Origin of the sequence: Pseudomonas sp. NPDC090208, assembly GCF_044746785.1 — a bacterium.
Lineage (GTDB): Bacteria > Pseudomonadota > Gammaproteobacteria > Pseudomonadales > Pseudomonadaceae > Aquipseudomonas.
On sequence record NZ_JBIVCU010000011.1, the window covers coordinates 40,414 to 52,912 of the forward strand.

At 61.7% G+C, this 12,499-nt stretch carries 8 protein-coding genes; 1 reads left to right on the forward strand and 7 read right to left on the reverse strand.

Translation table 11 applies throughout. The features are described 5' to 3' along the window. Nucleotides 1–5 precede the first annotated feature (5 nt). Complete coding sequence (gene purL / locus ACIPL0_RS18735) at nucleotides 6–3,905, reverse strand: phosphoribosylformylglycinamidine synthase (protein WP_400598076.1); 3,900 nt, start codon at nucleotides 3,903–3,905, stop codon at nucleotides 6–8. A 215-nt stretch (nucleotides 3,906–4,120) separates the two neighbouring features. On the opposite strand from purL, the gene mltF reads away from it, so the two are divergent. Beyond that, nucleotides 4,121–5,581 (forward strand): membrane-bound lytic murein transglycosylase MltF, encoded by a 1,461-nt coding sequence (mltF, locus tag ACIPL0_RS18740; protein ID WP_400598074.1) that lies wholly within the window; start codon nucleotides 4,121–4,123, stop codon nucleotides 5,579–5,581. 117 nt (nucleotides 5,582–5,698) lie between these two features. Here mltF and tadA read toward each other — a convergent pair whose 3' ends face one another. From tadA to ACIPL0_RS18770, 6 genes are all read right to left on the reverse strand, one after another. Continuing rightward, nucleotides 5,699–6,181 (reverse strand): tRNA adenosine(34) deaminase TadA, encoded by a 483-nt coding sequence (gene tadA / locus ACIPL0_RS18745; RefSeq protein ID WP_400598073.1) that lies wholly within the window; start codon nucleotides 6,179–6,181, stop codon nucleotides 5,699–5,701. Next, on the reverse strand, nucleotides 6,181–7,554 hold the full coding sequence (locus tag ACIPL0_RS18750; RefSeq protein ID WP_400598071.1) for a multicopper oxidase family protein: 1,374 nt from the start codon (nucleotides 7,552–7,554) through the stop codon (nucleotides 6,181–6,183). The genes tadA and ACIPL0_RS18750 overlap by 1 nt, the downstream gene beginning before the upstream one ends. Before the next feature lie 259 nt (nucleotides 7,555–7,813). Next, a complete protein-coding gene (gene guaA / locus ACIPL0_RS18755; protein WP_400598069.1) occupies nucleotides 7,814–9,391 on the reverse strand; it encodes a glutamine-hydrolyzing GMP synthase in 1,578 nt (525 codons plus the stop codon). A 100-nt stretch (nucleotides 9,392–9,491) separates the two neighbouring features. Beyond that, nucleotides 9,492–10,961: an IMP dehydrogenase gene (gene guaB, locus ACIPL0_RS18760; RefSeq protein WP_400598067.1), complete on the reverse strand. Its 1,470-nt coding sequence runs from the start codon at nucleotides 10,959–10,961 to the stop codon at nucleotides 9,492–9,494. Nucleotides 10,962–11,087: 126 nt separating this feature from the next. Beyond that, nucleotides 11,088–11,636, reverse strand: coding sequence for a sugar ABC transporter ATPase (locus ACIPL0_RS18765; protein ID WP_400598065.1), 549 nt, complete (start codon nucleotides 11,634–11,636; stop codon nucleotides 11,088–11,090). A gap of 72 nt (nucleotides 11,637–11,708) precedes the next feature. Further along, nucleotides 11,709–12,494 carry a sulfite exporter TauE/SafE family protein gene (locus tag ACIPL0_RS18770; protein ID WP_400598063.1) on the reverse strand — a complete coding sequence of 262 codons (786 nt, stop codon included), beginning with the start codon at nucleotides 12,492–12,494 and terminating at the stop codon, nucleotides 11,709–11,711. Nucleotides 12,495–12,499: the final 5 nt, after the last annotated feature.

Here is a 12,499-nt window from a genome sequence, read left to right on the forward strand (position 1 = left end):
CTCTATCAATTCACCCAGACGCGAGCGTTCCGAAACATCCGCATCCACGCGCCGTCTTCGCTCCACTCATCCGGACGCCACGAGTTGTTCACGGCGCGGAACACACGCTCAGGGTGCGGCATCATGATGGTGACGCGACCGTCGCGGGTGGTCAGGCCGGTGATACCGCGCGGCGAGCCGTTCGGGTTGGCCGGGTAGTTTTCGGTGACCTTGCCGTGGTTGTCGACGAAGCGCATGGCAACGGTGCCGGACACATCGGTTTCCAGCAGCGCCTCAGGGCTCTTGAACTCCGCATGGCCTTCACCGTGGGCGATGGCGATCGGCATGCGCGAACCGGCCATGCCTTGCAGGAAGATCGACGCCGACTTCTGGATTTCCACCATTGCCACACGCGCCTCGAACTGCTCGGAGCGGTTGCGCACGAAGTGCGGCCAGAACTCGCTGCCCGGAATCAGTTCGCTGAGGTTGGACATCATCTGGCAACCGTTGCACACACCGAGCGCGAAGCTGTCGCTACGGGCGAAGAAACCCTGGAAGGCATCGCGGGCACGGCTGTTGAACAGTGCCGACTTGGCCCAGCCTTCACCGGCACCCAGTACGTCACCGTAGGAGAAGCCGCCGCAAGCGACCAGACCCTTGAACTCGTTCAGGTCGACACGACCGGCGAGGATGTCGCTCATGTGCACGTCGACCGACGCGAAGCCGGCACGGTCGAACGCCGCCGCCATTTCCACCTGACCGTTGACGCCCTGCTCACGCAGCACCGCCACTTGCGGGCGTACGCCCTTCTTGATGTACGGCGCAGCGATGTTGTCGTTGACGTCGTAGCCCAGCTTGACGCTCAGGCCCGGGTTGTCTTCTTCCAACAGTGCATCGAATTCCTGATCGGCGCAGTCGGCGTTGTCACGCAGACGCTGGATCTGGTAGCTGGTCTCTGCCCACTGGCGTTGCAGCAGACGACGGTCGCCCTTGAACAGCTCTTCGCCGTTCAGGCTGATCACCACTTCGGCGTTGTTGACCGGCTTGCCGATCACGGCGACGCAGTCTTCGCCCAGGCCGGCAGCGCTGAATTGCGCCAGTACGACCGGAGTCGCGTCCTGACGCACCTGAATCACCGCACCCAGTTCTTCGTTGAACAGGATGGCCGCAGCTTTTTCACGCTTGCCGGTCAGGGTGTCGAGTTCCAGGTTCAGACCGCAGTGGCCGGCGAACGCCATTTCCAGCGCAGTGGTCAGCAGGCCGCCGTCGGAACGGTCGTGGTAGGCCAGCAGGTGACCGTCGGCGTTGAGGCCCTGGATCACGGCGAAGAACGCCTTCAGGTCTTCAGCGTCGTCGACGTCCGGAGCAGCCTTGCCCAGCAGGCCGTGGGTCTGCGCGAGGATCGACGCGCCCATGCGGTTCTGGCCACGGCCGAGGTCGATCAGAATCAGATCGGTCTCGCCCTTGTCCATGCGCAGTTGCGGGGTCAGGGTCTTGCGAATGTCGGTCACCGGCGCGAAACCGGTGACGATCAGCGACAGCGGCGAGGTGACGGTCTTCTCGGCACCTTCATCGCTCCAGCGGGTTTTCATGGACATGGAGTCCTTGCCCACCGGAATGGTGATGCCCAGCTCAGGGCACAGTTCCATGCCGACCGCTTTCACGGTGTCGTACAGACGCGCGTCTTCACCCGGGTGACCGGCAGCGGACATCCAGTTGGCCGACAGTTTGATGTCGGAAATCTTCTCGATGCGCGAGGCCGCCAGGTTGGTCAGCGTCTCGCCGATGGCCATGCGGCCCGACGCCGGAGCATCCAGCAGCGCCAGCGGCGTACGCTCGCCCATGGCCATGGATTCGCCGGTGTAGACATCGAAGCTGGTGGCGGTGACGGCAACGTCGGCCACCGGGACCTGCCACGGGCCGACCATCTGGTCGCGGTTGACCAGACCGGTGATGGTGCGGTCGCCGATGGTGATCAGGAAGCTCTTGCTGGCGACGGCCGGATGACGCAGCACGCGCTGAACGCTGTCTTCGATGTCCAGGGTGGTCGGGTCGAAATCGTCGCCCAGCTCCGCTTCGCGATTGGCCGAACGGTGCATGCGCGGCGGCTTGCCGAGCAGGACTTCCAGCGGCATGTCGACCGGCGTGTTGCCGAAGTGGCTGTCGGTCACGGTCAGTTGCGGCTCTGCAGTGGCTTCACCCACCACGGCGAACGGGCAACGCTCGCGTTCGCAGATCGCCTGGAAACGCTCGAAGTCGACGGCGCTGACCGCCAGCACGTAGCGCTCTTGGGACTCGTTGCTCCAGATCTCGTGAGGCGCCATGCCCGGCTCATCGTTGGGCACATTGCGCAGCTCGAAGCGACCGCCACGGCCACCGTCATTGACCAGTTCCGGGAAGGCGTTGGAAATGCCGCCGGCACCGACGTCATGGATGAAGGCGATCGGGTTCTTGTCGCCCAACTGCCAGCAGCGGTCGATGACCTCCTGGCAGCGGCGTTCCATTTCAGGGTTTTCACGCTGAACGGAAGCGAAGTCCAGATCCGCCGAGCTGGCACCGGTGGCCATCGACGAAGCGGCACCGCCGCCCAGGCCGATCAGCATGGCCGGGCCGCCGAGCACGATCAGCTTGGCGCCGACGGTGATCTCGCCTTTCTGCACGTGTTCTTCACGGATGTTGCCCATGCCGCCTGCCAGCATGATCGGCTTGTGGTAGCCACGAACCTCGTCGCCACGCGGGGTGGTGATCGACTGTTCAAAGGTACGGAAATAGCCGGTCAGGGCCGGACGACCGAATTCGTTGTTGAACGCGGCGCCGCCCAGCGGGCCTTCGATCATGATGTCCAGCGGGGTGACGATGCGCTCAGGCTTGCCGTACGGCTTTTCCCAAGGCTGCTCGAAACCCGGGATGTTCAGGTTGGAAACGGTGAAACCGGTCAGGCCGGCCTTCGGCTTGGCGCCACGACCGGTCGCACCTTCGTCGCGGATCTCGCCGCCGGAGCCGGTCGATGCACCCGGGAACGGCGCAATGGCGGTCGGGTGGTTGTGGGTCTCGACCTTCATCAGGATGTGCACCGGCTCCTGCACCGCGCCGTACTGGCGGGTTTCAGGGTTCGGGAAGAACCGGCCGGCGGTGTGGCCGACGATCACCGAGGCGTTGTCCTTGTAAGCCGACAGGACACCTTCGCTGTGCATCTGATAGGTGTTCTTGATCATGCCGAACAGGCTTTTTTCCTGGCTCTCGCCGTCGATGTCCCAACTGGCGTTGAAGATCTTGTGACGGCAGTGCTCGGAGTTGGCCTGGGCGAACATCATCAGTTCGATGTCGTGCGGGTTGCGCTTCAAGCCCGTGAAGGCGTTGACCAGGTAGTCGATCTCGTCTTCGGCCAGGGCCAGGCCCAGTTCGACGTTGGCTTTTTCCAGCGCGGCGCGGCCACCACCCAGCACGTCGACCGCGGTCAGCGGTTTCGGCTCGGCGTGACTGAACAGGCCGGCGGCCTCCTCCAGCGCGCCCAGCACCAGTTGGGTCATGCGGTCGTGCAGGCTGTCGCTGATCAGCTGCGCTTCGGCATCGCTGAACTGGCCTTCCACATAAAAGGCAATGCCGCGCTCAAGACGCTGGATCTTGGTCAGGGCGCAGTTGCGGGCAATGTCGGTGGCCTTGCTCGACCACGGCGAGATGGTGCCGAAACGCGGCAGCACCAGGAACAGACGACCACGAGGCTCTTGAACCGGCACGCTCGGGCCGTATTTCAGCAGACGGGCAAGCACTTGTTGCTCGTCTTCGGTCAGAACGCCATTGACCTCCGCGAAGTGGGCGAATTCAGCGTACAGGCCACTGACAGCCGAGACCTTGTCGGTCAGCTGTGCAAGCAATTTCTTGTGGCGGAAGGCGGAAAGGGCGGGAGCACCACGCAGGATCAACATCGTCGGGACAGCCTCGGGGAAGGGGGTGTGCTTTGAGGCCGTGCATTCTAGCCTAAACCGCCACTTTCGGCACCCGTCAGCACCGGCATAAACGCACCCGAATGTCGGTGATAGACGATGGACTACACATTTAGGGAAAAAAACCGACTGCTCTATCAGACGCGCTCCTTACTGTCGAGATATGGCGGTCGGGTTCCTTTGCGTATACTGCACCGATGTTTTCTCGATCAGATTTCCGCCCACGCTGCGCCAAGTGGCTCATCGCAACCGGAATCTTCCTGCTGCTCGGTGCCTGTGTTGAAAAACCCAACACACTGGAACGAGTCAAGGAGGATGGCGTCCTGCGCGTCATTACTCGCAACAGCCCGGCCACCTACTTCCAGGATCGCAACGGTGAAACCGGTTTCGAGTACGAACTGGTCAAGCGTTTCGCCGACGATCTGGGCGTAGAGCTGAAGATCGAAACCGCCGACAACCTCGACGACCTGTTCAACCAGATGAACAAACCCGGCGGTCCGGTGCTGGCGGCAGCCGGCCTGGTCAGCACCGAAAGCCGTACCAAACAGGTGCGCTTCTCACATTCGTATCTGGAAGTCACCCCGCAGGTGATCTACCGCAACGGCCAGTCTCGCCCGACCGAACCTGCCGATCTGGTCGGCAAACGCATCGTCGTGCTCGAAGGCAGCAGCCACGCCGAACAGTTGAAGGCGCTGAAGGCCAAGTATCCCGGCATCAACTACGAAGAGTCCGATCAGGTCGAAGTGGTCGATCTGCTGCGCATGGTCGACGAAGGCCAGATCGACCTGACGCTGGTGGACTCCAACGAACTGGCAATGAACCAGGTGTACTTCCCCAACGTGCGGGTCGGTTTCGATCTCGGCGACGGCCGTGACCAGCGCTGGGCCGTGGCCCTGGGGGACGACAACAGCCTGCTCAACGAGATCAACGCCTTCCTCGACAAGATGCAGAAGAACGGCATGCTGCAGCGGCTGAAAGACCGCTACTACGGGCATGTCGACGTATTGGGCTATGTGGGTGCCTATACCTTCGCCCAGCATCTGCAGGAGCGCCTGCCCAAATACGAGAAACATTTCCAGGCGTCGGCCAAGGAAGAACAGGTGGACTGGCGCCTGCTGGCCGCCATCGGTTATCAGGAATCACTGTGGCAGCCGAGCGTCACCTCGAAAACCGGTGTGCGCGGCCTGATGATGCTGACCCAGAGCACGGCGCAGGCCATGGGTGTGTCCAACCGGCTGGATGCGAAGCAAAGCATTCAGGGCGGCGCCAAGTATTTTGCCTACGTGAAGGATCAGCTCGATGACTCGATCAAGGAACCGGACCGCACCTGGCTGGCGCTGGCGTCCTACAACATCGGCACCGGGCACCTCGACGATGCGCGCAAGATGGCCGAAAACGAAGGCCTGAATCCGAACAAGTGGCTGGACGTGAAAAAGATGCTGCCGCGCCTGTCGCAGAAGAAGTACTACAGCAAGACCCGCTACGGTTACGCCCGTGGTGGCGAACCGGTGAGCTTCGTGGCCAACATCCGCCGCTATTACGACATTCTGACGTGGGTGACTCAGCCGCAGCTGGAAGGCAGTCAGATGGCCGAAGGCAATCTGCACGTGCCGGGCGTGGACAAGACCAAGCCGCCGACCGACAAGGCGCCGATGTAACGCAAGGCCTTTGCTTTTTGTAGGAGTGAGCTTGCTCGCGATGGCGCACGTTCAGGAATGACGATGTGATTGATCGATCGCGATCGCGAGCAAGCTCACTCCTACGGCCCCCCCTCCTCAGCCCTTCGCCCTTCTCATCCTGAAAAACTCGCTCAACATCGTCCCGCACTCCTCACCCAGCACACCGCCCTCGAACAGCACACGATGGTTGAGAAATGGCTGAGTGAAGAACTGTCCTTGACTTTGCACCACGCCGGCCTTCGGCTCGGTGGCCCCATACACCACGCGGCTGACCCGCGAATGCACGATCAAGCCGGCGCACATGCTGCAGGGCTCCAGGGTGACGTACAGCGTGCTGCCGGGCAGACGATAGTTGCTCGCCGCCTGGGCAGCGGCGCGGATGGCGACCATCTCGGCATGGGCGCTAGGGTCGCTACCGCTGATGGGACAGTTGTAACCCCGACCGATGATGACGCCATCCTGCACCAGCACCGCGCCGACCGGCACCTCCCCCAGGGCAGCGCCTTCGGCAGCCAGCGCCAGCGCTTCGCGCATGAAATGCTGATCGCGGCTGCGATCGATGATTGGCGGCTGACGCATCACGACACCTCGATGGCGGCCATCAGGCCGGTTTCCATATGATCGATCACATGGCAGTGAAACATCCATGTGCCGGGATTATCCGCCACCAGCGCCACCCGCGCGCGCTCATTGCGACCCAGCAGATAAGTGTCGGTGAAATACGGAATCACCTCCTTGCGGTTGGAAGCGATGACCTTGAAGCTCATGCCGTGCAAGTGAATCGGGTGCTGATACTGGGTCATGTTCTTCAGTTCGAAGATATAACTCTTGCCCTTCTCCAGCCTGGCAATCGGCCGGTCGGCACAGGTCTTGTCAGTGATGTCCCAAGCCTGGCCGTTGATCTGCCACAGGCTCGGCGGCTTGCCGTTATCGACGTTGACCGACATCGAACCGACCCATTCAAAGTTGAAGTTGAGCTTCTCGGCATTGGCCAGATCCGGCTCGGCCACCGGGTTGGCCGGCAGCTCGGGCGGCCATTCGCCGGGGGCCTCGTTGCTGGCGACCGAACGGAACGTACCCAACCGTACAGGGCCATTGCGCAGCGACAGCTCTTCACCCGCCGCAGGCGCCTTGATCGCCAGACAGATACGCATCCCCGGCCCCAGCCAGTAATCCTTGCCCAGCGGACGCGGCTTGACCGGATTGCCGTCCAACGCATAGATCATCGCCTCGGCATCCGGGAGGTTGAGACGATAGGTCACGGTGTTGTCGAGATTGAGAATCCGCACGCGAGTAATCTGCCCCGCTGGCAGCTCGACCACGCCCTGCGGCACGCCATTGATGGTCGACAGGCGTCCCGCCGTGCCTTCCCGCGCCGCCTCACGCACCACACTGAAATCGGTGAAAGCACCCTGCTCGTCCACATGCCAGCTCTTCAGGCTGACCGTACGCTCATGAAGGAAACCGGTGGGCTCGCGTTCTTCGACAATCAGCGGCCCGACCAGCCCGCGACCCAGTTCTTCGCTGCTGCTGACGTGCGGGTGATACCAGTAGCTGCCGGCATCCGGCACACGGAACTTGTAATCGAAATACTCGCCCGGCTTGACCGGCAACTGCGACACGTAAGGCACGCCGTCCATTTCCAGTGGCAGGCGGATGCCATGCCAATGAATGGTGGTTTCCACCGGCAGATGGTTGATGAAGCGCACCCGCAGCCAGTCGCCCTGACGCACCCGCAATTCGGTACCCGGCGCCGTACCGCCAAAAGCCCAGGCCGGCGTCTGATGCCCGGCAACCAGCTCGACATCCAGGGGCGCTGCGATCAACTCATAGTCATGCCCCTCACCCGGCCCGGTCCGGCCCAGCCAATAACGCGAAGCACCGCCCGCGCCCAGCCCGACCATGGCAAGACCGGCCAGACCTCCGATAAATTGTCGACGGGTGAAAGACATCAGCCACGGCACCTGTGTGAAAGCCAGAATGAAACAAAGCGCTTGATGAGAGACTTTGCGAGGGGCGGATACGATACACCCGCATTTGAGGAAATTTAAGCGATGGGGTTAGGCGCTACACATTCGGTAACCGATTCAGCGAATCCGGCCGGAATACCGAGCCCCAAACGACGAAGCCGGATGCGCCTCATCGAGACATCATCCGGCTTCATATCAGAACAGCCGAGGACTCAGGCGAGCCCGCGGCAATATTCCGGGATCATTCCCACTCAATCGTCGCCGGCGGCTTGCTCGACACGTCGTAGGTGACGCGGGAGATGCCGTCGATTTCGTTGATGATACGGCCGCTGACGGTTTCCAGCAGTTCGTAGGGCAGGTGTGCCCAACGCGCGGTCATGAAGTCCACGGTTTCGACGGCACGCAGGGCAACGACCCAGGCGTAGCGACGACCGTCGCCGACGACGCCGACCGATTTCACCGGCTGGAACACCACGAATGCCTGGCTGGTCTTGTGGTACCAGTCGGCCTTGCGCAGTTCTTCGATGAAGATGTGGTCGGCACGACGCAGGATGTCGGCGTATTCCTTCTTCACTTCACCAAGGATGCGCACACCCAAGCCCGGACCCGGGAACGGGTGGCGGTAGACCATGTCGTACGGCAGGCCCAGTTCCAGACCGATCTTGCGCACTTCGTCCTTGAACAGTTCACGCAGTGGCTCGACCAGCTTGAGGTTCATTTCCTCCGGCAGGCCGCCGACGTTGTGGTGGGACTTGATCACGTGGGCCTTGCCGCTCTTCGCGCCAGCCGATTCGATCACGTCCGGGTAGATGGTGCCCTGAGCGAGGAACTGGATGTTGTCCAGCTTGCTGGCTTCGGCATCGAACACGTCGATGAAGGTACGGCCGATGATCTTGCGCTTCTTCTCCGGGTCGGCTTCGCCTTCCAGGTTGTCGAGGAATTGCTTCTCGGCGTCGGCACGGATCACTTTGACGCCCATGTTCTCCTTGAACATGGCCATCACCTGGTCGCCTTCGTGCAGGCGCAGCAGGCCGTTGTCGACGAAGACGCAGGTCAGTTGGTCACCGATGGCGCGGTGCAGCAGCGCGGCAACCACGGAGGAGTCGACGCCGCCGGACAGGCCGAGCAGGACGTTTGCCGAACCGACTTGCTCGCGGACTTGGGCAATAGCGTCTTCAACGATGTTGGACGGGGTCCACAGGGCTTCACAGCCGCAGATGTCCTGAACGAAACGGGAAAGGATGCGACCGCCCTGCTTGGTGTGGGTCACTTCCGGGTGGAACTGCACGCCGTAATAGCCGCGCGCGTCATCGAACATGCCGGCGATCGGGCAGCTCGGGGTGCTGGCCAGGATGTTGAAGTTGCCCGGCATGCGGGTGACCTTGTCGCCGTGGCTCATCCACACGTCCAGGCCCAGTACGCCGTCGTCATCGACATGGTCTTCGATGCCGTCAAGCAGGCGGCTCTTGCCGACCACGTCAACGCGGGCGTAGCCGAACTCGCGCAGGTTGGAGCCTTCGACCTTGCCGCCCATCTGTTCGGCCATGGTCTGCATGCCGTAGCAGATGCCCAGCAGCGGAACGTTCAGGTCGAACACCGCTTGTGGAGCACGCGGGCTGTTGGCTTCGTGAACCGACTCGGGGCCGCCGGCGAGGATGATCCCGCGCGGGTTGAATTCACGAATCGCTTCATCGTCCATGTCGAACGGATGCAGTTCGCAGTACACACCGATCTCACGCACGCGGCGGGCGATCAGTTGGGTGTACTGGGAACCGAAGTCGAGGATCAGGATGCGGTGGGCGTGGATGTCGAGGGCCATGGGGTCTTCTCGTCGAAAATCAGAAACAAGACGGGGCTGTAATGAACAGCCCCGCTACTAAATTCTCGAAAGACGCCTGCGGTGACAGGCGTATTTCGGATCAACCTACGCGATAGTTCGGCGCTTCCTTGGTGATCTGCACGTCGTGGACGTGGGATTCAGCCATGCCGGCACCGGTGATGCGCACGAATTCAGGCTTGGTGCGCATTTCCTGGATGTTGGCGCTGCCGGTGTAACCCATGGAAGAACGCAGGCCGCCCATCAACTGGTGGATAATGGCGGACAGCGAGCCCTTGTACGCCACACGGCCTTCGATACCTTCCGGCACCAGTTTCTCGGCACCAGCGGACGAGTCCTGGAAGTAGCGGTCGGACGAACCTTGCGCCTGCGACATCGCACCCAGCGAACCCATGCCGCGGTAAGCCTTGTAGGAACGGCCCTGGAACAGTTCGATCTCACCCGGTGCTTCTTCGGTACCGGCGAACATCGAACCCATCATCACGCTGTAGGCACCGGCCACGATGGCCTTGGACAGGTCACCGGAGAAACGGATGCCGCCGTCAGCGATCAGGGGAACGTCGGTGCCTTCCAGTGCAGCTGCCACGTTGGCGACGGCGCTGATTTGCGGCACGCCGACACCGGCAACGATACGGGTGGTGCAGATAGAGCCTGGGCCGATACCGACCTTGACGCCATCAGCGCCAGCTTCGACCAGTGCACGGGCTGCTTCACCGGTGGCGATGTTGCCGCCGATCACCTGCACATCAGGGAAGTTCTGCTTGACCCAACGAACGCGGTCGATCACGCCCTTGGAGTGGCCGTGAGCGGTGTCGACGACGATGACGTCAACGCCGGCAGCCACCAGAGCACTGACGCGGTCGCCGGTGTCTTTACCGGTGCCGACCGCAGCGCCGACGCGCAGACGACCCTGGTCGTCCTTGCTCGCCAGCGGGTAAGCCTTGGCTTTTTCGATGTCCTTGACGGTCATCATGCCCTTGAGCGCGAACTTGTCGTCGACGATCAGGACTTTTTCCAGACGGTGCTTGTGCAGCAGCTCGCGGACTTCGTTCTTGTTCGCGCCTTCGCGGACGGTGACCAGACGCTCTTTCGGCGTCATCACTTCGCGGACAGGCACGTCCAGACGGTTTTCGAAGCGCACGTCACGGGAAGTGACGATGCCGACCAGTTCGCCATCATGCAGCACTGGCACGCCGGAGATGTTGTGCAGACGAGTCAGTTCGAACAGGTCACGTACGCTGGCATCCGCCTCGATGGTGATCGGGTCTTTCACCACACCGGCTTCGAACTTCTTGACCTTGCGCACTTCGGCAGCCTGCTGCTCGATGGTCATGTTCTTGTGGATGATGCCGATGCCGCCTTCCTGAGCCATGGCGATGGCCAGACGGGCTTCAGTGACGGTGTCCATGGCGGCAGAGACGAGGGGGATGTTCAGTTCGATGCCACGAGTCAATCGGGTTTTCAGACTGACTTCGTTGGGAAGCACCTCGGAATAACCGGGCACAAGGAGAATATCGTCGAATGTAAGGGCTTCTTGGCTGATACGCAGCATCGCTGGGCTCCCGAGCGGGAAAATGGAAGCGCGCCATTATACCCAGACACCCACCTCTGCTCAACGTAAAGATCAGCCAATTTGATAATGATGGCTATAGTCACCCGCTATCGCGAAATCAGCGCCTTACAGACGCACCTTGACCCACGACACCTTGCGATCAAGGCGCTCGGCGAACTCTTCCAGAAAGGAAGCTTTGAAGCCGGCATCCAGCCAGTCGTTGAAAATGAAGCCCAGGTTGGAAAAACCGCACGGATCAAGAAACAGAAAGCCGTTGATGTCATCTTCAAAACGGCATTCCGGACACATGAAATTGTCGGTGTGCCGCGGCATCCATTCTTCAAGGCTGTCGAACAGCGCTTCGCCGATTTCGCGACGGCATTCCGGGCAACCGGCCTCCTCCTTGAAGCCCTGCTGCGGTGTATAGATGCAGCGCTTGAGCACAATTTCCAGGCCGTTGACCGGCTTGCCATACGGCAGCGCATCGGGATTTTCGACGAAGCGCCGGGCGCCGGGGCCGATGGCATAGGCCATGCGATTGAAACTGCGGCCGCAGGTGGTCATCGACTCTTCCACCACTTCCAGCTTCACCAGCCAGCGCAGGATCGCCCGCGCCTTCAGCTCGTGGCCGGGAAAGCTGGAGATTTGCGGGACGATGATGCTTTGCGTGTTCATGGCGGCCTGTCGCTGAGGTTGAATCGGGGGGCGGCAGCTTAATACCGGCGGCGCCCACGTCAAGTATGGCCGTCAGCCAGCGAGGTAGCGACCGATCAACGTGATGCCACTGATCAGCACCATCCAGGTCACCAGCCGCACAAACATCTCCCGCGACAGGCGCATCACCAACCGGCGTCCCACCCACGAACCGACGATCATCGCCGGCAAAATGCAGACTGCCAATACCAGCAGGGAAAGCTGCGCATAGACCCCGGTGATCACGAACAGGCTCAGGCGCACGATGGTGCTGCAGCTGATCAGCGCATTCTGCGTGGCACGGGCCTGCTGTTTGTCAGTCAGACGGCCGTTCAGATAGATCGCGTAGAGAAAACCGCCACTGCCGAACAGCGCCCCGAACAGGCCACCGACCGTGCCCATCGGCACCGACCACAGCGCCGAAAGCTGGGTCGGGCGCACTTTCACCGCGAGGCTGTACAGCGAGTAGCCGATCAGAAACAGCCCCATCAGCAGCAACAGCACGTCGGACTTGAGATTGAGCAGGAACAGCACGCCCATTGTGCAACCCACCGCCATGCACGGCACCATGCGCAGCAGTTCTCCCCGCACCACCGCCTGTCGCGACGGCAGGAAATGGCTGAATGCCGCGAGAAAATCCAGCATCACCAACAGCGGAATGATTCTGGACAGCGGCATGAAGTGAATCAGCACGGGACCGGCGACCAGTGCGGTGCCAAAACCGGCGATGGCGAACACCAGATAAGCAGCGATCACACCGCCTTCTATAAAGAGCCAGTCGAGCGGCGTGAGGCCCAACTGGTTGAACGCGGTCGATACATCGGCAAGCGCGGCGAGCATGTTTC

Bases quoted from the DNA above. Each gene is read 5' to 3' on its own strand.
- ACIPL0_RS18770 (WP_400598063.1), bottom strand. From the start codon at position 12,494: ATGCTCGCCGCGCTTGCCGATGTATCGACCGCGTTCAACCAGTTGGGC.
- ACIPL0_RS18750 (WP_400598071.1), bottom strand. From the start codon at position 7,554: ATGTCTTTCACCCGTCGACAATTTATCGGAGGTCTGGCCGGTCTTGCC.
- mltF (WP_400598074.1), top strand. From the start codon at position 4,121: ATGTTTTCTCGATCAGATTTCCGCCCACGCTGCGCCAAGTGGCTCATC.
- ACIPL0_RS18765 (WP_400598065.1), bottom strand. From the start codon at position 11,636: ATGAACACGCAAAGCATCATCGTCCCGCAAATCTCCAGCTTTCCCGGC.
- guaA (WP_400598069.1), bottom strand. From the start codon at position 9,391: ATGGCCCTCGACATCCACGCCCACCGCATCCTGATCCTCGACTTCGGT.
- guaB (WP_400598067.1), bottom strand. From the start codon at position 10,961: ATGCTGCGTATCAGCCAAGAAGCCCTTACATTCGACGATATTCTCCTT.
- tadA (WP_400598073.1), bottom strand. From the start codon at position 6,181: ATGCGTCAGCCGCCAATCATCGATCGCAGCCGCGATCAGCATTTCATG.
- purL (WP_400598076.1), bottom strand. From the start codon at position 3,905: ATGTTGATCCTGCGTGGTGCTCCCGCCCTTTCCGCCTTCCGCCACAAG.